We start from the raw sequence: 22986 nt of genomic DNA, 5'->3' as shown, positions 1-22986 counted from the left end.
CATGTCTTTAACGGTAGCATTAATTGGAGCGGGGATTATTTCATCAGAGCATTTAAAAGCCATTAGTCGCATGAAAGAGTTACAAGCTATAGCTGTTGCTGATATTGATGAGGCTAAAGTGAAGGAAGTAAGTAGAGAATATAATCTTATTGGGTATGTTGATTATCGTGAATTGGTACAAAATGAAAATCCAGATATTGTGGTGATCAGTCTTCCGCATTTTTTACATAAAGATGCGGCTATATTTTGTGCTCGAAACGGGTGTCACATTTTATTAGAAAAACCAATGGCTCTAAATACGCAAGAGTGTGATGAAATTCTTCAAGCAGCTTTGGATCATGATGTTCAGCTGATGATTGGGCATATCCAACATTATTTCCCGGAAAATGATGTAGCGAAAAAAATGATTCATGAAGGGGACCTAGGCGAGCTTGTTCAAATCACTGAGACCAGGCATATGAACTACTTTAAACAGGATCGACCGGCTTGGTTTTTGGAGCGTGATAAAGCTGGTGGGGGCATCATGATGAATTTAGGTGCTCATTCAATTGATAAAATCCAGTGGTTGTTGAACTCCCGCTTCTCAAGAGTAATGTCGAACTTGAGTTTTCATAGTCGTCATTTAGGCATTTCAAGTGATATTGAAGGGAGCGGCCTAATGTATTTGGAGACAGAAAAGGGGGTTCCTGTCACCATATCCATCTCGGGATATGAAGTGGTTCCCAAGCATATAACGGAACTGATTTTCACAAAAGGGATGATGAAGGTTGAGGTAGGAAAAGGAGTGTATGTTAGTCAGGGTGGCTCATATTCTCAAGTACCAACACCAAGCGATAAATCTCCCTTTGAAAAGCAATTCATGGAGTTGATAGATGCTATACAAGGAAAGCGTATTTTAGAGAATTCAGGTTCCTATGGCAAATCAGTCGTCAACGTAATTCAAGGAATCTATGAATCACATGAAAGAAGAAACATAATTGAAATCAATGAGGTGGGAGTCGATTGATATGAAACTTTCATTTAAAGGAGACTTGAGAGAGCTAACACCTGGGATTAAACAATTGAGCGGGGAGTTAGGATTCTATCTAACAGAAGAAGGAGTGTCAGTTTCTGTTCACAAGTGGGATCAAAAAAAGCTTCAGATTACCTATCAAGATGGAGAAGCCCATATATACTTTCAGGAGAACATTCACTTTTTCAGAGCTTTAGGACTCTTCTTGGAACATGTATCAATGCGTGACTCCTTCACATTGGAAGAAACGCCGCAGTTTATAACCAATGGCATTATGCTGGATTGTTCCAGAAACGCTGTCATGCAAGTCCACCAAATGAAAAAACTCGTACGAACAATGGCTACAATGGGCTTAAACATGCTTATGCTTTATATGGAAGATACATATGAAATTGAGGAGCAACCTTACTTTGGGTATATGCGTGGGCGTTATTCAAAGGAAGAATTACGTGATATCGAAACGTATGCTCATCAGTTCGGTGTAGAAGTAATCCCGAGTATTCAAACCTTGGCACACCTTTCTACGTTTTTACGTTGGGATACGAGAAATCAATATAAAGATACTTCAGATATACTCTTGGCAGGTTCACCGGATACATACGAATTAATTCAGCAAATGATCGAATCCGCATCATCCCCGTTTCAAAGCAATCGAATCCATATCGGAATGGATGAAGCCCATCTAATGGGGAAAGGTCAATATCTCAAGAAAAATGGTTATAAACCGACTTTCCAAATCATGAATGACCATCTAAATGAAGTGTTGAACATTACGAGGGAAAAAGGATTGGATCCCATGATTTGGAGTGATATGTATTTTCGAATGGCCTCTAAAGAAGGGCACTATTACGATCAAGACGCTATCATTCCAAAAGAAGTCATAGAGGATATGCCAAAAGATGTGCAGTTTGTTTACTGGGATTACTATCATGAGGATGAAGCGGTCTATCGTGATTTTCTGAGGAAGCATAAATCCTTTGGTTCAACACCTTTATTCGCTGGTGGACTGTGGACGTGGAACGGAATATCCATCAACTACAATAAAGCCTGGAACACGTTACAAGCTGCATTACCCGCTTGTAAGAAGGAAGGCGTAACGGAGGTTTTTGCCACGCTCTGGGGAGATGATGGGGCAGAGACTAATGCCTTCTCGAGTCTGTTAGGATTGCAACTTTTAGCAGAACATAACTATTCTGATCATATAGATGAAGAAAAGGTAAAACGTCGCTTCCAATTTTGTACCGGTGCGGATGCTGACGCTTTTCTTGCTTTAGGAAGATTAGACCAGCCTCCTTATAAGTCTAAAGAGGTTCAGCTCGAACCAGACAATCCATCGAAATTTTTACTATGGCAAGATCCTTTAATGGGATTGTTTGATAAGCAAGTAGAAGGTATTCCACTTAACGACTATTATAAGGGGCTTGAAGCAGAACTGAAAAAAGCAAAACCAAAAGCAGGTGAGTGGTACTCAATTTTTGATGTCCCTACACAAATCTGCTCCGTACTAAGCATTAAGAGTGAGATAGGGATCACGTTGAAAAAACATTACGATACTAAGGATCATCAGTCATTAGAAAATATCCTGAATCAAGATTTACTACTATTAAAAGAAAGGATAAAAACGTTACGAACTTTCCATTGTGATGAGTGGATGAACTATCATAAGCCTTTCGGGTGGGAAACGCTAGATATTCGTTATGGTGGATTATTAGCGCGTATAGACACAACTAGAAGAAGGTTGCGTCAGTACTTGCAAGGGGAAATAGATTCAATACCAGAGTTAGAACAAGAAAAATTGAAATACTTTAATGAGCGTGAAGCTCCTGGATTTGTAAGGAGTAATGTTTATAAAAATATTGTCACTCCAAATGTATTTTAATTGTAATGCTTGAAGTTGTTAGATAACACAAGGGGCATTAACAAATTAATTATATAATGAGTTAATCATGGCACACTAATAAGAAATCTTGGAGGTGCCATAAATGGATAAGAGAAAATGGAATGAAGAAGCAGGAATGAATAATAACTTATCACCGGAGACATATGAAAATCAGGATCACGAATTTACTGAAGAATTAGCCGATGGCGGAGAACGAAATAAAATAGCTGAAAAGCAAGCAAAAGTAGAGAATAAGAGAAAGTAAAAATTTGTTCACAATAAGAGCTTTAAGCACATCAACCATGCTTTACGGTTCATTTCAGTGGGTACATTACAAATGTGCTAGCCTAATACAAGTGTAAGCTGATTCATATATATGCTTAATATATCAGGATACACAGAAAGGATGAGGTAAATGAAAGTTCTTATTGTTGGAGCAAACGGTCAAATTGGAAAGCATCTCGTTTCCTCTATTCAAGATCATAATCAACTAGATGCTAAAGCTATGATTCGTAAAGAAGAGCAAGCGTCTTATTTTGAAGATATGGGTGCAGAAACCGCAGTTGTTGATTTGGAAGGAGATATAGGTCCAATAGCCAAAGCTGCTGAAGGAGTAGATGCCATTGTTTTCACAGCAGGTTCTGGACCGCATACAGGGGCAGATAAAACTGTCTTAGTTGACTTAGACGGTGCTGTTAAAACTATGAAGGCAGCAGAAAAAGCTGGCGTAAAGCGTTTTGTCATGATTAGTTCCTATGACACTACACGCGAAGCTATACAATCTGCCTCGTCCTCATTTGCACCTTATGTAGCTGCAAAGCACTATGCAGATGAATGGTTGAAATCAACAGATTTGGATTATACGATTATACATCCCGGAAGGCTAACGAATGATGAAGGAACTAGAAAAGTGAAGGCAGCACCTCGAGTGGACCGAGATGAAATTCCAAGAGAAGATGTAGCAAGTGTGATCGTTGCAAGTCTAGAAAATGATTCGACGGTTGGGAAGGAATATCAGGTTGTAAAAGGTTCTGAAGAGATCAATGATGCTATTAAGTCACTATAATTAGTAGGATATCTATAAAATTCTCACTTTAATAATAAAGATTCCTTGTAATTTTTTATACAAGGAACCTTTTGTTTTAGTTATTTTGTTAGAAAGTTCTCCGTATAATATGGTCTTGAGTCTTCATTAAAAGCTACTCCTACAGCGAGCATTTCAAACTTCGAATGTAAAATGTTCTTTCTGTGTCCAAGTGAGTTCATTAACCCTGCATGGGTGTAAATACTACTCAGTTGACCTGCTGCGATGTTCTCTCCAGCCGTGATGAATGGAATATTATCCTCATTCATTCGATCAAAAGGCGATTGACCTTCTAGATTTTCGTGACTGAAGAAGTTGTTTTCAGCCATATCTAAACTATGAGCACGAGCTGTTTTTCTTACTGAATCAGCCCATGATAAAGGTGATAGATCATGTTTAACTCTTGCTGCATTGGTTATATCGAATAATTGATATTCAAACCCTTTCTTTAGCTGATCGCTGGGGTCAGGGTAGAACCCTTTCTTTTTTTGCTCGAGCTCGGAACTGATGATTTGGATGGCTGTTACTTTGTTACTCTGATGTTTGTCATAAAAAATAGTTACATAATTCTCGTTAATGGAAAATACATCATATTCCTCGTTACTTTGCCACTTATAACGAGTAAAACCTTTTCTTATAGATTGAAGAGGCTCATCTAACGTTTCAAGCACAGAGTCTCTCGTACTAGTAAAGTTAATTCCAAGTTTAGATGTTAATAAATCCTGATTTGTATATAAACCAACCACTTTATTTTCTTCATTATAAGCAGTCATAAAAAAGTTATGATAATTTTCATGATACGTCACCCATTGAACACCATATTCATTCATAGAACTACGCTTGGGTGTACCCACACTTTGTTCTACTTCAGCACGTGTATCTCCAATTTCAATATTATGAATGGAAAAAGAGTGCTGATTAGGTGTATTTAGTTCTGGTTTTTCAGGTGCTGGTGGATCTGATTCTGGTTGTTGGACTCCCTCTAATGTTTCTTGGAACTGTCTCATTATATACCGAAGTTCTCGTTCAAATTGAGTGATTGCACTGCTTACTTTTGGATTCTCTTTTATTTCATCAATATCTTCTTGAATTTCTTCAAAAGCCCCATTTATTCCAGATTGTTTTATGCTATCTCCATAAGAATTCCAGAATACTCCTGCAATAATTAATAAAAGAAAGACCCTTAGTACTTTCGACAACTATAACACTCCTATCGTGTCATATATTTAAAGCGAATTCTAATAGTATAGACAAAATATAAACCTTTTTTCAAATGATTTAATTTTATTTTCACAGGAAAAGGGGGGCAGGCACGAACTGAATTCTTAATGATCTGCTTGTTTTTCTAACTTATAGACAAGCACTCCGCCAATCAACAACGTAATCCCAAGGAGCTTCTGCCAAGTAAGAGCAGAAGCTTCAAAGCCGAACCAGCCAATCGTATTAATTGTAAAGGCAATAACGATTTGGGAGATGAGGGCGATGGAGATTGCATAGGCCGGGCCTATCAGCGTTACACCTCTCATCAAAAAGAATACGATTCCTACACCAAAGACACCGCCAAATAAAAATATGGGGTTCACGTTCCCGAATTCTAGAAGACTTTTTTCCTCAATGGAAAAAAAGACGACTAATGAACAGGCGAGCCCTAGTCCTAGGACAAGGCTCGTTGTAGCCCAAGGGCCCGTTCTTTCGCTTACTCGAGCATTAAATACATTTTGAAGACTAATTAAGATGCCCGCTATAATCGCTAATACTATTCCTATCATCTGAAGCTCTCCTATTCATATATATTCCCGTTCGCTAGAGTACTGAGTTTATCGAGATCTTGAATGATAATAGAACCATTAGACCGTTCAATAATATTGTCTGAAGCCATCTTCTTTAACACACGGTTCAGATGACGGTAACTCGTACCAATCCATTCTGCCAGCTCTCTTAAATTCGAAGTTCGCATTTCCTGATGAAACATCGTCCCTTCCCCTAAAGAGGAGATCGATAACAAATAGCTTGCAAGTCGAACTTCAACTGGATAGAGCATGTGCATACTCGTCGTATGAGATTCGGTATAAAATTTATGAGAAACGGTTTCCAGTAAGAAACGTATAAAAGCGGGATGGTCCTGTTCAAGTTTTTCTAATTCAGAGAAAGGGGCTGCAAGCATGAACCCATCCGTGACCGCCTCTACTGAATTCATGACCACATTCCCTTTGACATATTCAACATCACCAATAAGAGCGAGTGGACGTTTAAATCGATTAATTAAAGACTTTCCTTCAGGAGATAGAGTGAAAATCTTAATTTTCCCTTCTACAAGAAAATATAGTTCACTTAGTTCTTCCCCTGTTGAAAAAAGAACATCTCCTGTCTGAAAACCATATAACTTGATATGGTTTTGAAAATACTCAGGAAATAACCCATCCAGTTTATATTGTCTCATGTATGAAGCTATATTAATGGGCTGTATTTCTTTCACAGTATAAACTCCTTCTTTTATAGTTGGAAAAGGATAACCCCGACAAGCATCATCGTAAGACCTACTCCCTGACGTAATGTTATTGGAATTTTCCTTTCACCGAACCATCCTTTTGATTCTATAACAAAGGCTGTTAGGATTTGTGAAACGAGAAGTATGGCGATGGCAGAGGCTGGACCTATTTTATGAATCGCTGTCAGTTCTGAAAAGACAACAATAACTCCAAATGATCCCCCAATCAAATATAAAAAGGGCACCTTCTTAAAACTTCTCCCTTTCCCATCTCTTACATTCATATATACAGACATAGCTATGATAAAGGCAATAATGTGAACCATGGAAGTTGTATGCCAACCACCAATTGCGTCACTCATCCTTGCGTTAAAAATGCCCTGCATGGTAATACATAATCCACCAAACAGTGAAAATAAAGCACCTTTCATATTGCATCCTCCTATCCTGAATCTATTTAAAAGGAAGAAGGATGGATTTTAAAGGACATATGTCCCTAAATGTATAAAAAAATGCTTGGAATAATAAAAGTGCCTGTCACTACCCGAAATATATCGAACATCAACGTTTAATTCGACACCATTCGGGAGGTGACAGGCACTTTCTCGAAAGAGGTATTGAGCAGTCATGGAGTGTAATGAATATAAATAAAGCTGCCTCATAATGTGTTAATCCTTATGAGGCAGCTTTTTATATTAATGTATATATACCTTATCCAGTATATCCTTCTGTTGTTGGAGTTTGGTTGATGCTTGAGTCATGATTTAGGTCCCCTTCTAGGGAAGACACGACAACTGCGGCTGAAGCGTCTCCTGTTACGTTGACAGATGTTCTAAACATGTCTAGAACTCGGTCAATTCCTGCAATAAGAGCGATACCTTCTAATGGAAGACCAACAGATGTCATAACCATCGTCAGCATAACTAACCCTGCACTTGGGACTCCTGCTGTTCCAATCGAAGCAAGCGTTGCTGTCAATACAATCATAAGTAATTGACCCAAGCTAAGGTCAATTCCATAGAACTGAGCAACAAAAAGCACACATACACCTTGGTACAATGCTGTTCCGTCCATGTTTATGGTAGCTCCAAGTGGTAGAACAAAACTACTTGTCTCTTTAGAGACACCTAAATTTTCTTCAGAACATTTAATCGTAACAGGGAGTGTACCTGAACTACTTTGTGTACTAAAAGCGACTAAACTAGCAGGGGCAATACCTTTGAAAAATTTGACCGGGCTCATTTTCCCTAACAATTTTACCGTTGTGGAATAAGTAATCAATGCATGTAAAAGTGCTCCAATGGCTACAGCCAAAATAACCTTTAAAAGTGGAAGTAAAACAGACAATCCATATTCTCCTACAATAGGAGCTACGAGGCCGAATACACCAATTGGTGCAAGTTTCATTACGATATTAGTCACCTTATACATGATCTCCGCAAAGCCGTCAAAAAATTGATATACACCTTTTGCTTTGTCACCAACTAAGGTAATTCCTAGTCCAATAAAAATAGCAAAGAAGATAATCTGAAGCATGTTACCTTCTACTAAGGATTCTATGGGATTGGTAGGTATAATGTTTAATAATGTCGTAACCAGACCAGGCGCTTCCTTTGATTCTACTGTTTGATCAGGTATAGAGATATCCAAACCTGCTCCAGGCGCCATAATCTTTGCTATGATTATACCAATCGTAATAGCAAATGCTGTTGTAACTAAATAATAAGCTACTGTTTTAATACTCATTCTACCTAATTTTTTCATATCACCAGTACTCGCAACACCAACAACCAGTGATGTCAGTACTAGTGGTACAATAATAAATTTAATCAATCTTAGAAATGCTGTTCCTAGTGGCTCTACAATCTCTATTGCTGGACCAAAAATAGCCCCTAAAGCAATAGCTAGAACAAACGAAATCAATATCATAGATAATAGCTTTTTCCCTTGCATGATTTTCCTCCTTTAATAGTGATAAATCGATTGTAGAATACGAACTATAAAATCCTACAAAATTCTATTTTTAAACATAAAATATATTTTGATATTTCTGATAATTGTAAAGGTTTGAAAAATCATATAGCCTTCGATTTTTTTATCATTTAAAATATGAGAATGATGAATAAAAGAGATTTTAAAGAAAACTTAATTATATTTGGAATCATGTTAGTTGCTGTTCCACTTGCTGGTGAACTTAAGTTTCATCCGTTTAATGGAGACTTCCGTGTCAGCTTTGGAACACCAGTCTTTTTTCTTTTTCTATTGTGGATTCGTAAGATCAATCCAATTATATCAGGCTTATTTGTAGGAGCTTTTGTAGTCGTTTTCCGACTAATCTTAGATGAGCTATTTGTGGAGACGTATGGATGGGAGGAAACATTTAGAATTCATGCTCCTGTCTTTTTTTATTACTTCACCTATGGTATTGCTTTTTCTTTAGCTAAAATACCCCGCTTTTACGAACAGCCGATGTGGATTGGTGTTTTCGGAGTACTGATTGAAGTTGTGGCGAGCTTAAGCGAAATTCTCTTTCGTTTCCTTCTGTTAAATAATTCATTTACTTTCATCATGATGGTTGAAATATTCATGATTGCTATTATTCGAAGTTTTTTTGTAGTTGGGTTCTTTAATATTTCTTTATTAAAAGAAACAAAAATGAAGGAAGAGGAACAACGGAAGCGGAATGAAAAGATGGCCTTAGTAATCTCAAACTTATATGAAGAGTCCATACAGTTAAAGAAGACAATGCATCATGCAGAAAACGTTACACGAGACAGTTATAACCTATATCGTCAGTTAAAGAATCATACTTCTGATATGAACCCATATTCTCAAGATGCCTTAAAGATTGCGGGTCAAGTACACGAAATAAAAAAGGATAATAATCGAATTTTTGCAGGGTTATCACGATTAATTTCCCATGAGGATATTAAAGATGTCATGAATGTAGTTGAGATAGGTGAACTCGTTGTGAAATCTAATCAAAAATATGCTCAATTACTAGGTAAAGAAATTCATTTTGATTTAAAAGTTGATGGTGAGCATGACTTTTATCAAACGTTTACAACGTTGTCTCTCATAAATAATCTTGTATCAAACAGCGTAGAAGCCATACAAGAAAGTGGACAGGTTTGTATACATATTTTAAAAGTAGGGGAACACGTAGAGTTTCGAGTTTCTGACAACGGTCCAGGAGTGCCTGAAAAATACCATTATTTAATGTACGAGCATGGCTTTACGACGAAGTATGATATTTCAGGTGAACCTTCAACTGGTATCGGATTATCTTATGTGAAATCTCTTGTTGAATCTTTAGAGGGAAGCATTTTACTTGAAAATCACCATGAAGGGTGCACATTTAAGATTCAGTTACCGATAAACCAACTTGTAAAATAACCTCAATTCTTTTTCGGGACGTAAGGAGACATGGGTTAACTACGAAAGGGAAGGAGTTACATGATGAAATACTTTATTACAGATGACGATCTATCAATTCGGACTATGATAACTGACATTATAGAGGGTGAAAATCTTGGAGAAGTCGTTGGAGAACGTGATGATGGGATCCATGTAGATGATGGAATACTTCTCAATCACAAGGTAGATATCTTGTTCATCGATATCTTAATGCCTGAGCGAGATGGAATCGAAACAATACGATCTCTATCTAGATTTAATGGGAAAATAATTATGATTTCACAGGTTGAATCGAAAGAATTTGTAGGTGAAGCTTTTTCTTTAGGTATTGAATATTACATCAATAAGCCTATTAACAGGGTAGAGGTTATCAGTGTCCTGCAAAAAGTAAGGGAACGTATCCAATTAGAAAATTCCATTGAAAATATACAACATACCTTGAGGTCACTTCATCAGCCTCCAACTAAAAGTGAGGTTCAACCATATAGGGAAACAAACATTCAACAAATCGGGAATCATGTACTTTCAGATCTAGGGATTATAGGTGAGAAGGGCAGCCAGGACTTACTTAATATTTTAGAAGTTATATATGAATATGAAAAAAGTTCTGAGTCGACGCAATTTCAATTCCCTTCTTTAAAAGAGGTGTTTTCAAAAGTAGCTGAACAAAAATTAGGAGTTGACGCACAAAAGGACGCAATAAAAAAAGAAGTCAAAGCAATTGAACAAAGGGTTCGACGTGCTATACAACTGGCAATAGAACACATAGCATCACTAGGTTTGAGTGATTATTTGAATCCGACATTTGAACATTATGCGACGAAGCTTTTTGAATTCAGCCAGGTAACGAAAATGATCCATGAATTGAAAAAAGATCAAACACCTCGTGCACCTAATCAAAGTGTTAATACGAAAAAATTTGTAAGCTGTTTGTATATAGAAGTGAAAAGGCAAATGTAGTACACAGTTGAGTAGCCGTGTATTAATGTCTCTTTTTGAAATCTGTGATCCAAAAAGGTAAATAAAGAATAAAAAAAGTCACAATAGTGATGATTTCAAGCAATAGAATATAACCAGGCCAAGGACCTAAATAATCAAGAATGGAAGGGTTGGCGGGCTTCCTCAATAAGTACATATAGTTTCCGCCAATAAACAAATTAACAAAGAAGAGAACGAAGGCATAGGTGTTTAACCACAAGAAAGCTCTCCAAATAGAGCGAACTGTGGGGCGGAATTCTTCCACAAATACCATAAAAAGATTGGAAAGAACGGTTCCCCCATGTGAGATGAAAAAGTGAACATACCTATAATGGGGAAAGGTGTACGCATTAAGGTCTGGAGTAATCATTGCCTGTAAAGCACTTCCAAGGCCTGCAAAATAGGTGAATTCAAATATAGAAAAACGCCTCGTTAAAAGCAAAAAAGCTGATAAAAGCAAAGTAATGCTACTTAAATGGAATGGAAGGGAGTGTTTGTATTCCCATGCATCTATCCAATATAGCCACACATGCAAGCTGATTTCCGAAAGGAGCAGCAATATAAATAACGAAAAGCGAGCAATAAAATAATAAGGCTTGGTTCGTAATTTTTCCCGAAAGAAAAGCATCAATATTGCCACACTAACAACTACCAACAGCGTAACAAGATGTACAGTCGAAAATAAATTGAACGAATTTTGACCATCCGGCAAAATGTATGATTTCATAAATAACCTCACCAGTTTTAATTTTACACGTTAGGAAGTGTGAATTTTCAGCAATAAGGTGGCTAACATTACTTTTCAACGAAAAAGGCTTGGTTACATTATAACCAAGCCAATCGTTCTTTCATGCATTATCCTGTTCTTGATAATAAATATTTAATTTTCTCAACTACCTTATATTTAGGGGTTGGTTGTTTATTAATGAGTAAGAGTAATTGTATAAGTGTAACTGGGAGGAATGTTTTTTTGTAAGCTAAATACTTCGGTTCCCATGTACTAGCAAATTTACCTTTAAAAGCTTTAAGTCCTCTAAAATTATAAATTGAATTTCCGTGGAGATACGCAAAGTGAAGAAGCTTTTCACTTATACGCGAATATTTACAATCACCAACATTTGATAAAGGTGCCATCCCAAGGCTACAGGTTTGATAGCCTTTTTCTTTTGCCCATTGGAAGGTATGAATGAATAATACATCCATCGTTCCATGGGGGCTATCTGAAGCTTTTCTCATTAAGTCGATGATAATGGTTTCTTTGTAGTCAGTTGCTAATGTTGCAAAGGCAATAATGTCGCCATTTGGATCAGATAAAAGAGCGATAGGATAACAGGAAACATATTCTTCACAAAAAGATACGACTGAAAACCCCTTTTCCTTCTGCGTTCCTAACCATGAATCTGAAACAAGCTTTAGCTCTGACAGAAGCTCTTCCGTATAAGGCGGGTAAACAACACTAAATGTGTAAGAATTCCGAGCAAACTTATTAAATCTTGTTCGTAATTTTGCCCCTTGTTTCCCTGATATAGAAAAGCTTTGGAGGTTAACCTTCCCCTCTTCTCCTAGCTTTAGAAATTTATAGCCTGTTTCATGATAATAGGGCATAAATTGAGGACTGATTTGATAAAATATAGGGGTTAATCCGTTACGTTCACTATATTCATAGAACTCTTTTATAGCTTCTTTTATATAGGGTTTTTCTCCAATAGGATCTCCTAATACCACAACTTTATTAGCAATACGTTTATATGCAATTAATACCTTTTGCTGTTGTCCCCAAAATATTTCTTTATCTTGTAGTAAGGTTAAATGGGATATATGATTTCCTCCATTTTCTTTTAAAAAGGAGGTGATCTGTTCCAAAGGAAACGTTAAGTTTTTGTGAGATGTTTCCGATTTATCCAGAAACTTCTTTATATAATAGACAATAAAAATACCAAGCGATAGAAGGATGATATCTAAATAGGACATATGAGTACAAACCTCCTGCGAATATTCACCTTTATAAAGATAACACATGAGGTGTTTTATAAGTAGAAAAATTTTTCATGAAAAGTGCCTGTCACGTCCCGGAATTTGTCGAACAACAACATTCAATTCGACACCATTCGGGAGGTGGCAGGCACTTTTTTATGCATATCTAAAATTATATCTGAATATTCTTTACTTTGTAGGCAGAACCTCATAAACTATGAATTGCATGATAATTTTTCCAATACATATTTGAAAGGAGGAGTTAGTGATGATCAGTATTATCACAATGAGTCAATATAAGGAAATGGTGATGTTTGGTCGATAGCGAACGATAACATAGCTTGGAGGTAGACGTATGCAGACGTTAGAGAAAGTACAAATTGTTGAGTATCATGATGATTACGCAAAAAGTGTTGCGCAAATGTGGAATGAAAGTGGAGAAAACTGGGGTGGTGACAACTCCGTTACAACCGAACAAGAGGTGATCGAAGAGGAAGCCAACTCCACGCATCTTCATTCATTCCTTGCCCTCGTTGGCGATAAAGTCGTGGGGTATTGCGGACTATCTGAATATACAGAAGATGTCGGAGCGCTTTATATATCGGTTATCAATGTACATCCTGATTATCAAGGGTTAAAGCTTGGGAAGAAGATGTTACTAGAATCAATCGATAAAACCGTAAAGTATGGCTGGCCTCGTCTAGATCTATTTACATGGCCAGGGAATACCAAGGCCGTTCCCCTATATAAAAAGGTCGGGTTCTTTTGGGAGGATCGTGACGATACCACACACTTAATGAACTTCCTGCCTTTGGTTTTACAAATCGATTGGTTACGTCCTTTCTTTGAAAAGCATGATTGGTACGAGACCAGTCAGCGTCCTATCGAAATTAAGCCAGATGGGATAAAGAAAGGTGACTTTACGTTTTATGAGTACAAGTGGGAAGCGGGCGATGAGTTTGTTCGCATTCAATTTGAGCGAACCGGAAGAGGGATTCGACTCATTGAAACAGAGGACCTTCTAGTTGAAATGAACCTTCCTGCGTTTAAACTGCTTGAAAATGAAGAGCATGAGGTAACCTACCGTGTTGTTAATAAAACGTCTGAACCGTTTAAGGTATCCATTTCTGATAAGTCATCAGACATTGTGGAACAAAAATCCGAAGAGGACGTTCAAGTGACTGAAGAGTGGGTTGGAAAACTTCCTGTAACCATCTCCATGCCAAAGAATGAACCAAACCCTTGGAAAACGCACCCTGCTATAGGGGCAAATATAAAAGTGAACGGTTCAACGCTTCCATTTCATATGGGAGTTTTCCCAATAAAAATGGGGAAACTTGATCTCCGTTCTGTAGCAAAGAACTGGAGTCCAAATCAGAAAGGCACGTTATATCTTGATATGGAAAGTCAAATTGATGAGGATTCCACATGGACGCTAAACCTTCCCGAGAACGATGTGGTGAAGTCGGAAAACAAAGTAGTGAGCACGAAGGTCGAAAGCAAAGGTCGTGTTTCCATTCCGTTACCGTGTCAATTGCTTAAGAATGGGTTCCTATCTGAATACGTTCAAGTACGTGTCGAACGATCAAGTGGGGAAGAGCTTTCATTCACTACAAAACTGACACTAGCATTCCCAGGCTTTGGTGGAAAATTTGGTGGTGAAACCGAAGAAAAATGGTACGGCTATAATGGCCCGAACTACGTGGAAATTGAAAAACGGAACAACCTTGTCAAAATAGGATCCGTTCGTTCTAAGGAGAAACCAATGACGTTCATTTCTCCTAAAATTGGGAAGCCATATAATGATGAAATGTCTAAACAGGAAGCAAGAGCAGTTGAATATATTGAACTTCCAGAAGCCTTTGTGATCAAAACGACATTAGAGTCGAAAGCATTTTCTTCGGTATTGCTCAATACCTACTACAGCATTTATGGGGATGGCATGGTTGAGGTTAAACATGAATTGGTGAATAACAGTTCGGATAAAAAGGCAGACCTTTTCTTAAAACAACCTATTATTGCCGAATTAGGAGGTATTACACTTCCATTAAAAGAGGGCGTTATGGTTGATCGTGAAAGGACTATCCCGTATTTCGAATTGATACGTGATAAGGAAATCTCAGAGAAATGGCTATTTTTGTCTAAACCGAGTGGGGAGACTAAGGGACTGTCATGGTCTCAAGACGCCTTGCTAAAGAAAGATAGTTGGCGTTTTGGAATTGAATATCAAGTGGAAACACTCAAACCAAATGAGAAAATATGTTTCGGACCTATTCAAATCGGCGTAAATGTAGCAACTTCCTGGTCAAATTGGCGAGAACTCGTGTTGGGTGAAGAGGTAAAAGATATCAAGGAAGTTTCATCTTTTGCACTAGAGGCTGATAAGAATAGATTTGTATCAACAGTTGGTGAAAAGGTCGATTTTGCTTTTCGTTCCAAGTTTACACCTCATGTCTCTGGCACGTTAACGGTTCAGCACGACGAACAGACGTACATCAAAGAGACAACTGAAGATGATGGTGTGAATCAAATCGATATTCAATTAGACTATCAATCTCCTGGAGTTAAAGGAGTTTCAGGAAAATTCCGTTCCAAAGGGCAAAAAGCTGAACTTCAAACTCTGCAACTTGTTAAAGGAAAGCGAGAGATTGAAGTAAATCAGGAAGAGGATCGTTGGACAGTAAATAATGGTGTAATATCCTTTAAAGCATCTTCAGAATATTTTCCAGGCATCTATTCTCTGACCTACAACGGGAACGAAGCATTACACCATCAGTACCCTGAACCAGGACCAAAAGCGTGGTGGAATCCATGGGGAGGTGGGTTAAGCTACAACTTACGTAAGGTTAGCCCATACTCGATGCTAAAAGAAAAAACAGAAGTAGCCCCCGTGACAAAAGAGGATCACCTAGGCAACGAATGGAAAGGGCTGTGCTTATCGACTACGTTAACCGAGCATGAGGAAATGAAGGGTGTAACACTTCGTCAATATGCGCTCACATTACCTGAAGTGCCTGTGATGGCGATTTACGCAGAGGTAGATCAAGGCTCAAACCGGACGTTCTCAGATGAGATCCTGGATTTAGAGGCATTCTTCAAACCGGCGGAAAAGCTCTCTTCCTGCTTTACGAACATGAAAACAGAGGGCGTCTTCCACACATACTATGCTGGGGTAGAAGAATATCACATGAAAAGTGCACCGAGCATTACAGTAGGGTCAGATGAAAGAGAAGAAAAGATTCACGTGATCCATCCAATTAAAAATGAGGACGAAGGCTTGTACTTAAATCCAGAGGTATGTCTTGTGGAAACATTCCAAAGATGGTCCGCAGCATCAGGTGATGTAATCTCGTTAAATCCTACGATTCTATTCTTTGATGAGGATGAACTCTCTCCTGACAATCATCCATTTCATGGACTTTCGTTTAGGTAGGTGTCGATTATGAAAATCATTGATGCTCATATTCATTTTTCAGATATAGAAACGTTCAAATACACAGCAAGAAAACTATCTCATGTTGATTATTCAGGAAAAGGCTTAACGAAAGAAATGGAAGAGGGAAACATTGCATGTGCAATCGGAATGGGTGTGACGGAAACTCCTAAAATGGGGTTTCCTGACCACCGTGCTTCTTCTCCCATGGGTCTAGATCTAGAGGATTCATTACCATCTAAAGTAGCTGTCTGCCCTGGGGTGAATCCGTATCTTTTAGATCAATCCGGATTAGACCGCTTAGAAAAAGAACTGCAAAAACCAGAAGTCGTTGGGATCAAAATCTACCTAGGCTATTATCCGTACTATGCAACCGATGAAATCTATCAACCTGTTTATGATCTAGCAGCTGCTTATAACGTTCCCGTAGTCTTTCACACAGGAGATACGTACTCAGAGCGAGCTTTGCTGAAATACTCGCATCCTCTAACGCTAGATGAAGTAGCTGTAATGCGTAGAGATGTGAATTTTATGATGGCTCACCTGGGTGACCCATGGGTGTTAACAGGAGCGGAGATTGTTTATAAAAATCCTAATATGTATGCAGATCTTTCTGGTTGGGTGGTTGGAACGAAAAGTACGCTTGATAGGAAGCTAGAAGGAAACTATTTTGATCATGTCAGGCATGCTCTAACATACTGTGGCCATTATGAGAAATTGCTCTTTGGTTCAGACTGGCCTTTAGCGCCAATTAAGGATTATGCTGAGTTTATTGGAGCACTGGTGCCCGAGAAGGATCATGAAGATGTGTTTTATGGGAATGCGAAGAGACTATTTTCGAAGATTAATCATTTAATATAAAGCGAAAACGAACTTACTTGCGGGTAGGTTCGTTTTTTTGAGATGAGTGATTATGAATGCTGTGGGGAGTGAGGAGGGAACGTGTAAGAAGATGATGCGATGATAAGAATTCATGCTTAATAATATGTTCTCTTGATCTCATAATAGTCGTCATTCGATCACGATCATCTTGTTTGTTTCTTTGATTCTATCAAATGGAAAAATAGATAATTCTTGTTTTCTACTGGATTTTTTTAGAATATAATGAGAATATATTTTATTGAATGGAAAGGGTGTTCCATCTTGGTATCAACAACAAATCAGGAACAAACCATTTTTTCTCACCGAGGCAATCAGATTGACACTGAAGACAAAGTCGTCGATGTTGTATCAAAATACGAGGAACCTCTCGTCGTGGTCTTGGACAACGTCGCAACTCACGAAGAGTGCAATGCATTAATTGCTCAATCCAGAGACCGCTTATCCCGATCGAAAATCGGACAAACGAAAGAGACAAGTCAAGAGCGCACGAGCAGCGGCATGTTCTTTGAAGAGAACGAAAACGATCTTATCAACCGAATCGAAAAACGTTTGAGCGATGTGATGTGTATCCCAATCGAACACGCGGAAGGGCTCCAAATTCTACACTATAAACCTGGCCAAGAGTATAAACCCCACTACGACTACTTTAAAAAATCCGACAATAATCGCATCTCTACCCTTATACTATATCTAAACGACGTTGAGGAAGGCGGGGAAACCCTTTTTCCGAATTTGAACTTGGCTGTTTCTCCAAAAAAAGGCATGGCTGTTTATTTTGAGTATTTTTATAGCGACAGTAAACTTAATGAGTTAACGCTCCATAGCGGCAATCCTGTTGTGAAGGGAGAAAAATGGGTCGCAACCCAGTGGATGCGGAGGAAGAAAGTGAGATAAATATTTAACATAGGGACGCTTCTCATGTTAGTTTACAATTTCACAAACGCGAGAACCGTGGTTTTGCAGAAAACCCATGTAGAGTATGGAAACAACTGTTATGAAGGTTTTACCTTGAATCTCACGTTTTTAAAAGATATTTATTAAATTCCAAAGACATGTTAATAAAAGCATGTCTTTTTATTATCCCCTCTTCCACACCCTCTTGTGCCTAAACCACAAAAACCCCCACCAAACATTGTGTCCTCAACACGTTGCCGCTTACATGTAAAAATAGTTACAATATTCTTAACAAATCAATACAAAAGAAAAAAAGCCTATGTTATTCCTTCTGTTTTGGAAAGAAATATCGTAGAGACGACGATATGGAGGGATTTGTGATGGAAGCGATAAGCAAGAAGTTTTTTCTTCACTTATCAAGTAGCTCGGTTTTGGATCGGCTTGCTAAGAAATGGGGTCCGAAATTTGGGGCGAATAAAATCGTAGGTGGGGAAACATTTGAAGAAGCTGTTCCCTTAATCCAGGATTTAAACAGTCAGGGGTTACACATTACAGTTGATCATCTTGGTGAGTTTGTATCATCTGAAAAGGAAGCGAGACAGCGAGCGCAGGAGTGCATTCAATCCATTCAAATGATCAGTAGTCACCAGCTCACTTCACAGGTGTCGGTCAAACTAACGTCACTCGGGTTAGACATTCGACACGACGTGGTCTGGGAGAACATGATCGCGATTATGGAAGAAGCACAAAAGCACGATGTTGTCGTTACCATTGATATGGAAGATTCAACTCGAACCGAGAAGACACTCGAAATCTACAAAGCTTTAAAAGAGAAGTATGACAACATTGGTACCGTCATACAATCTTATTTGTACCGCTCCAGTGAAGATTTGGATGACTTAAGCTCATATGATCCGTATCTTCGCTTAGTAAAAGGAGCTTATAAAGAACCAGGCAAAGTTGCTTTTGTTGAAAAGTCTGATGTAGATGAGAACTTAATGCATTTAATAGAGAAGAATCTATTAAATGGTCACTACACGGCAATCGCCAGTCATGATGATGCCATGATTGAGTTTACAAAGGCATTTGCTGTGGAAAACAATATTCCGACGGACCAATTTGAGTTTCAAATGCTGTATGGCATGCGAAACGATACACAAATGGCCCTGTTAAAAGAAGGGTATAAGGTCCGTGTCTATTTACCTTATGGTGATGATTGGTATGGCTATTTCATGCGTCGTTTGGCCGAAAGACCAGCCAATGTGTCATTTGCAATCAAAGGACTTTTCAAAAAATAAAGAAAAGTGTTACGTTTAAACTAAAGCGTTTTCAAAAATGAAAGGGGAATGAATGTTATGTACACACCATTTAAACATGAACCATTTACTGATTTTTCTGTTAAGGAAAACAAAAAGGCATTTGAGGATGCTTTAAAGAAGGTAAAAGGTGAACTCAACAAAGATTATACCCTACTTGTTAACGGTCAACATATTAAAACAGACGACAAAATCACGTCTATAAACCCAGCGAAAAAAGAAGAAGTTGTGGGTACAGTATCTAAAGCAAACCAAGAAATTGCTGAGCAAGCGATGCAAGCAGCATCTGACGCTTTTGAAGACTGGAGAAAATGGTCAGCTGAAGCTCGCGCAGGAATCCTTTTCCGTGCAGCAGCAAAGATCCGTCGTCGTAAGCATGAATTCTCTGCTTATCTAGCATATGAAGTAGGTAAGCCTTGGAAAGAAGCAGATGCGGACACAGCTGAAGCAATCGACTTCCTAGAGTACTATGCTCGCCAAATGATCGAGCTAGACAAAGGGAAGCATGTTGAAAGCCGCGAAGGCGAAATGAACCGCTATATCTATCAACCTAGTGGCGTAGCTGTTGTTATTCCACCATGGAACCTAGCATTTGCAATCATGGCTGGTACAACCGTAGCACCTCTAGTAACAGGTAGCACAGTTGTGATGAAGCCTGCTAGTAACAGCCCGGTAATCGCAGCGAAATTCGTAGAGGTTCTTGAAGAGTCCGGCCTACCAAAAGGTGTACTAAACTTCGTACCTGGTAGCGGCGGTGAAGTTGGTGACTATCTAGTGGATCACCCGAAAACTTCTCTAATCTCATTCACAGGTTCTCGTGATGTAGGTACACGTATCATTGAAAAAGCGGCTAAAGTGCAGCCAGGTCAAAACCACCTTAAACAGGTGATTGCTGAAATGGGTGGTAAGGACACCGTTGTTGTTGATAAGAGTGCCGATATCGATACAGCAGTTGACGCAATTGTTGTTTCTGCATTCGGATTCTCTGGTCAGAAATGTTCTTCAGGCTCCCGTGCTGTTGTACACGAAGATGTGTATGATGAAGTACTAGACCGTGTTGCAAAAGTAACAAAAGAACTTTCTGTTGGTAACGCAACTGAGGACAATGTGTACATGGGACCCGTTGTAGACCAAGCAGCATTCGATAAAATCATGGGCTACATGGAAGTTGGTAAAGAAGAAGGTCGCCTAGTTGTTGGTGGTAAAGGTGATGACTCGAAAGGGTACTTCATCGAGCCAACCGTATTCGCAGATCTTGATCCAAAATCCCGTATGCAACAAGAAGAAATCTTCGGTCCAGTTGTTTGCTTCACAAAAGTAAAAGACTTCGACGAAGCAATCGAAGTTGCAAACAACACAGAATATGGCTTAACAGGTGCTGTAATTTCTGAAGACCGTCAAAACCTAGAGCGTGCAGCACGTGATTTCCACGTAGGTAACCTGTACTTCAACCGTAATTGCACAGGCGCTATTGTTGGTTACCAGCCATTCGGCGGCTTCAAGATGTCTGGTACAGACTCTAAAGCTGGTGGACCAGATTACCTTCAACTGCACATGCAAGCTAAAACGATTTCTGAAATGTTATAAAAAGAACGATATATCAGAAAACCCTTCTCGTAATTGCGAGGAGGGTTTTTTGTGTGATAAAAATTCTTCTACCTTTTTCTTATGTGCTTTAATCGGTATAATAGGGGATGCACTGAAAAGAAACATATGCTCTTACTTGATAAAGGAAAGGGAATGCCATGTGAATGCAAAGCAACTAATTTTCCAAACAGAGGATATACATAAAGCAACAGAACTGATTAGCTCGAGATTAAAGAAACCCGTCATCATCGAAAATAAAAACTTCGAGCTGATTTCTTATAGCTCTTCTACAGAGGAATTTGGTCAAATCCAGCAGAAAACGATTCTTTCCAAAAAGTGTCCCGTATTTATTATTGATCGCTTAAAAAAGGAAGGAATTGTTCAAAAGCTCGAGAAACAACCAAGTCCGATTCGCATTGACCCGATTGAGGAGTTAGGATTTAGCCAGCGTGTTGTAATGGGGGCTCGTCACCTTCGTCATACGATGGGCTACATTTGGATTCAAGAGGCCAATTCACCAGTTCTTGATGAAGACTTGTCCTTTTTAGAAGAGGTAGCTCCTCATATTGGCAAGCTGATCTATGACGTGTATAACAAATTAAATGCATCGGATAGTCGGAAGGATGAGTTATTATGGAAGCTCATTCACCAAGAATACGGAAGTGAACAACAGCTTAAGCACGATGCGACGATTGCAAAACTCGCGTTACCTGAGCGTTTTTCGGTGCTGATCTTTTCACTAACGAATCCACAACAGCGATCCTTATTGGATTACTTAGAAGATATGGTGAATAAGCTACCTGAAAGAAAAGACATCTATCTACTCAAGACAGAGTTTTTGGTTGTCATGATTGTTCATGGAAAAAGAGAAGATGAAAGTAGGGTAACGGAAAAAGCGCGCGGTGTAATTGAGATGATCAAGGATAAACTCGACACGTCAGATTTTTATAGCTTTATGATCGGACTCGGAAAAGAGTACAAACAACTTTCCGATGTTCGAAAAAGCTTTCTAGAAGCCTTTGAAGTGATCGAAACCGCGAACTTTATTGAACCAAGACCTGAAACGATGCCTCGTGAATTTGCAAAACTAGGCGTATATCGTTACCTAGCAACTTTATATGAAAAAAATAGCTCTGAGGATTACTTCAGCCATGACCTTCTAAAGCTCATTAGCAAGGATCATGAAAGCCAAACAGACCTATTAAAAACATTAGAGGTGTATCTCGCCAATAACGGGAAAGGCAAGCAATCAGCAAATGAACTTTTCATTCACCCTAATACGCTGAATTACCGAATCAAGCAAATTCAAGAGATCACGAATATCGACTTTAATGATTTTAATATGAAAAGTTATTTATACACTGAGCTTCTGTTATTGAATAATGTTCCGGCTTATTATAAGAGGTATAAGGATGCAATACGAGCGAATATAGAGTCAGATTAAGCTTAATATAAAAGGACGAAATCGATTATAAGGTTTCGTCCTTTTTAATTTGATAAATATATAAAACAAACAACACTATCTTGATCCAGTACATTATTTACGATATAGGCTTAAATAGTTTCTTGATCGCCCTCACAATTGGGTTTGATTTATGTACTTTAGCCTGTTCTGGTTTATCATCTTTCTCTGGAACAAAAATATCTTCTATATTTACAGCATGGTCATAGGTGAGAACGACTCCTAAGTCAGTTTCCGCTTCACGGTTGCTGACAACTGTATAAGGGATATTATATTTGGAAGCCAGGTCTTGTTCTGCGTTCATGAAACGAGGAGAGACATTACCATTTAATAGAAGCTTCGTGTTAGGATGATTCTTCATAGCCTGTTCTAAATGGGTTAATGCATTGTCTTGCATTAATTGTCCTTTAGTTAAGGCAATCACCACTCGCTCTCTAAACGTACCTAAAAATCTTTTTCGTTCAGATGATTTTATCTGTTTCTTTCCATGAATACCTTCCTGAAGAATGTCATCAACACTTCGTTTACTCATTTTCTTTCCTCATTTCTTTCGTGATATATACCGTTATTTTAATGGATG

20 protein-coding genes are annotated in these 22986 nt (G+C 38.4%); 12 read left to right on the top strand and 8 right to left on the bottom strand.

The window, feature by feature from the left end; genetic code table 11:
- Position 1: 1 nt before the first annotated feature.
- From GS400_RS12945 to GS400_RS12935, 4 genes are all read left to right on the top strand, one after another.
- Positions 2 to 1006 carry a Gfo/Idh/MocA family protein gene (locus tag GS400_RS12945; protein ID WP_160102405.1) on the top strand — a complete coding sequence of 335 codons (1005 nt, stop codon included), beginning with the start codon at positions 2 to 4 and terminating at the stop codon, positions 1004 to 1006.
- Between the two features lies 1 nt (position 1007).
- Positions 1008 to 2891, top strand: coding sequence for a beta-N-acetylhexosaminidase (locus GS400_RS12940; RefSeq protein ID WP_160102403.1), 1884 nt, complete (start codon positions 1008 to 1010; stop codon positions 2889 to 2891).
- A 103-nt stretch (positions 2892 to 2994) separates the two neighbouring features.
- Complete coding sequence (locus GS400_RS20055) at positions 2995 to 3156, top strand: hypothetical protein (protein ID WP_201450105.1); 162 nt, start codon at positions 2995 to 2997, stop codon at positions 3154 to 3156.
- Between the two features lie 150 nt (positions 3157 to 3306).
- Entirely contained in the window at positions 3307 to 3957 is a 651-nt protein-coding gene (locus GS400_RS12935) for an SDR family oxidoreductase (RefSeq protein WP_160102401.1), read from the top strand.
- Positions 3958 to 4037: 80 nt separating this feature from the next.
- On the opposite strand, the gene GS400_RS12930 is transcribed toward GS400_RS12935, so the two are convergent.
- From GS400_RS12930 to GS400_RS12910, 5 genes are all read right to left on the bottom strand, one after another.
- Positions 4038 to 5174: a CAP domain-containing protein gene (locus GS400_RS12930; protein WP_160102399.1), complete on the bottom strand. Its 1137-nt coding sequence runs from the start codon at positions 5172 to 5174 to the stop codon at positions 4038 to 4040.
- 126 nt (positions 5175 to 5300) lie between these two features.
- Positions 5301 to 5744 (bottom strand): DMT family transporter, encoded by a 444-nt coding sequence (locus GS400_RS12925; protein WP_160102397.1) that lies wholly within the window; start codon positions 5742 to 5744, stop codon positions 5301 to 5303.
- An 11-nt stretch (positions 5745 to 5755) separates the two neighbouring features.
- Positions 5756 to 6451, bottom strand: a complete 696-nt coding sequence (locus tag GS400_RS12920) for a Crp/Fnr family transcriptional regulator (RefSeq protein ID WP_160102395.1) — start codon at positions 6449 to 6451, stop codon at positions 5756 to 5758.
- Positions 6452 to 6468: 17 nt separating this feature from the next.
- Positions 6469 to 6894: a DMT family transporter gene (locus GS400_RS12915; RefSeq protein ID WP_160102393.1), complete on the bottom strand. Its 426-nt coding sequence runs from the start codon at positions 6892 to 6894 to the stop codon at positions 6469 to 6471.
- Between the two features lie 280 nt (positions 6895 to 7174).
- Positions 7175 to 8416: a dicarboxylate/amino acid:cation symporter gene (locus GS400_RS12910; protein ID WP_160102391.1), complete on the bottom strand. Its 1242-nt coding sequence runs from the start codon at positions 8414 to 8416 to the stop codon at positions 7175 to 7177.
- A 162-nt stretch (positions 8417 to 8578) separates the two neighbouring features.
- Here GS400_RS12910 and GS400_RS12905 point away from each other — a divergent pair, with 162 nt between their 5' ends.
- Together GS400_RS12905 and GS400_RS12900 are read left to right on the top strand one after the other, a co-directional pair.
- Complete coding sequence (locus GS400_RS12905; protein ID WP_236560929.1) at positions 8579 to 9859, top strand: ATP-binding protein; 1281 nt, start codon at positions 8579 to 8581, stop codon at positions 9857 to 9859.
- A 63-nt stretch (positions 9860 to 9922) separates the two neighbouring features.
- The gene (locus GS400_RS12900) at positions 9923 to 10840 is read left to right on the top strand and encodes a response regulator (protein ID WP_160102389.1); all 918 of its coding nucleotides are present in this window, start codon (positions 9923 to 9925) and stop codon (positions 10838 to 10840) included.
- Positions 10841 to 10862: 22 nt separating this feature from the next.
- Here the strand turns inward: GS400_RS12900 and GS400_RS12895 are convergent, their stop codons facing one another.
- Both GS400_RS12895 and GS400_RS12890 read right to left on the bottom strand, forming a co-directional pair.
- Positions 10863 to 11585, bottom strand: a complete 723-nt coding sequence (locus tag GS400_RS12895) for a YwaF family protein (protein ID WP_160102387.1) — start codon at positions 11583 to 11585, stop codon at positions 10863 to 10865.
- A 128-nt stretch (positions 11586 to 11713) separates the two neighbouring features.
- Positions 11714 to 12829, bottom strand: a complete 1116-nt coding sequence (locus tag GS400_RS12890) for a phosphatidylglycerol lysyltransferase domain-containing protein (RefSeq protein ID WP_160102385.1) — start codon at positions 12827 to 12829, stop codon at positions 11714 to 11716.
- 358 nt (positions 12830 to 13187) lie between these two features.
- On the opposite strand from GS400_RS12890, the gene GS400_RS12885 reads away from it, so the two are divergent.
- The 6 genes from GS400_RS12885 (at position 13188) to GS400_RS12860 (ending at position 22388) form a co-directional block, all read left to right on the top strand.
- On the top strand, positions 13188 to 16265 hold the full coding sequence (locus tag GS400_RS12885) for a GNAT family N-acetyltransferase (RefSeq protein WP_160102383.1): 3078 nt from the start codon (positions 13188 to 13190) through the stop codon (positions 16263 to 16265).
- A gap of 9 nt (positions 16266 to 16274) precedes the next feature.
- Positions 16275 to 17126 carry an amidohydrolase family protein gene (locus GS400_RS12880; protein ID WP_160102381.1) on the top strand — a complete coding sequence of 284 codons (852 nt, stop codon included), beginning with the start codon at positions 16275 to 16277 and terminating at the stop codon, positions 17124 to 17126.
- A 282-nt stretch (positions 17127 to 17408) separates the two neighbouring features.
- A complete protein-coding gene (locus tag GS400_RS12875; protein ID WP_370519687.1) occupies positions 17409 to 18041 on the top strand; it encodes a 2OG-Fe(II) oxygenase in 633 nt (210 codons plus the stop codon).
- A gap of 380 nt (positions 18042 to 18421) precedes the next feature.
- Positions 18422 to 19339, top strand: coding sequence for a proline dehydrogenase family protein (locus GS400_RS12870; RefSeq protein ID WP_160102377.1), 918 nt, complete (start codon positions 18422 to 18424; stop codon positions 19337 to 19339).
- Positions 19340 to 19396: 57 nt separating this feature from the next.
- Positions 19397 to 20944: an L-glutamate gamma-semialdehyde dehydrogenase gene (gene pruA / locus GS400_RS12865; protein ID WP_160102375.1), complete on the top strand. Its 1548-nt coding sequence runs from the start codon at positions 19397 to 19399 to the stop codon at positions 20942 to 20944.
- Between the two features lie 160 nt (positions 20945 to 21104).
- Positions 21105 to 22388, top strand: coding sequence for a PucR family transcriptional regulator (locus GS400_RS12860; RefSeq protein ID WP_160102373.1), 1284 nt, complete (start codon positions 21105 to 21107; stop codon positions 22386 to 22388).
- A 97-nt stretch (positions 22389 to 22485) separates the two neighbouring features.
- Here GS400_RS12860 and GS400_RS12855 read toward each other — a convergent pair whose 3' ends face one another.
- The gene (locus GS400_RS12855; protein WP_160102371.1) at positions 22486 to 22938 is read right to left on the bottom strand and encodes a YueI family protein; all 453 of its coding nucleotides are present in this window, start codon (positions 22936 to 22938) and stop codon (positions 22486 to 22488) included.
- Positions 22939 to 22986 lie beyond the last annotated feature (48 nt).

The organism is Pontibacillus sp. HMF3514 (genome assembly GCF_009858175.1).
Taxonomy (GTDB): Bacteria; Bacillota; Bacilli; order Bacillales; family BH030062; genus Pontibacillus.
Note: the sequence above shows the minus strand (reverse complement) of the source record. Positions and strands in the feature narration are given on the sequence as shown.

Bases quoted from the DNA above. Each gene is read 5' to 3' on its own strand.
- GS400_RS12885 (WP_160102383.1), top strand. From the start codon at position 13,188: ATGCAGACGTTAGAGAAAGTACAAATTGTTGAGTATCATGATGATTAC.
- GS400_RS12870 (WP_160102377.1), top strand. From the start codon at position 18,422: ATGGAAGCGATAAGCAAGAAGTTTTTTCTTCACTTATCAAGTAGCTCG.
- pruA (WP_160102375.1), top strand. From the start codon at position 19,397: ATGTACACACCATTTAAACATGAACCATTTACTGATTTTTCTGTTAAG.
- GS400_RS12940 (WP_160102403.1), top strand. From the start codon at position 1,008: ATGAAACTTTCATTTAAAGGAGACTTGAGAGAGCTAACACCTGGGATT.
- GS400_RS12900 (WP_160102389.1), top strand. From the start codon at position 9,923: ATGAAATACTTTATTACAGATGACGATCTATCAATTCGGACTATGATA.
- GS400_RS12925 (WP_160102397.1), bottom strand. From the start codon at position 5,744: ATGATAGGAATAGTATTAGCGATTATAGCGGGCATCTTAATTAGTCTT.
- GS400_RS12910 (WP_160102391.1), bottom strand. From the start codon at position 8,416: ATGCAAGGGAAAAAGCTATTATCTATGATATTGATTTCGTTTGTTCTA.
- GS400_RS12855 (WP_160102371.1), bottom strand. From the start codon at position 22,938: ATGAGTAAACGAAGTGTTGATGACATTCTTCAGGAAGGTATTCATGGA.
- GS400_RS12915 (WP_160102393.1), bottom strand. From the start codon at position 6,894: ATGAAAGGTGCTTTATTTTCACTGTTTGGTGGATTATGTATTACCATG.
- GS400_RS12890 (WP_160102385.1), bottom strand. From the start codon at position 12,829: ATGTCCTATTTAGATATCATCCTTCTATCGCTTGGTATTTTTATTGTC.
- GS400_RS12895 (WP_160102387.1), bottom strand. From the start codon at position 11,585: ATGAAATCATACATTTTGCCGGATGGTCAAAATTCGTTCAATTTATTT.
- GS400_RS12880 (WP_160102381.1), top strand. From the start codon at position 16,275: ATGAAAATCATTGATGCTCATATTCATTTTTCAGATATAGAAACGTTC.
- GS400_RS12945 (WP_160102405.1), top strand. From the start codon at position 2: ATGTCTTTAACGGTAGCATTAATTGGAGCGGGGATTATTTCATCAGAG.
- GS400_RS12905 (WP_236560929.1), top strand. From the start codon at position 8,579: ATGATGAATAAAAGAGATTTTAAAGAAAACTTAATTATATTTGGAATC.
- GS400_RS20055 (WP_201450105.1), top strand. From the start codon at position 2,995: ATGGATAAGAGAAAATGGAATGAAGAAGCAGGAATGAATAATAACTTA.
- GS400_RS12935 (WP_160102401.1), top strand. From the start codon at position 3,307: ATGAAAGTTCTTATTGTTGGAGCAAACGGTCAAATTGGAAAGCATCTC.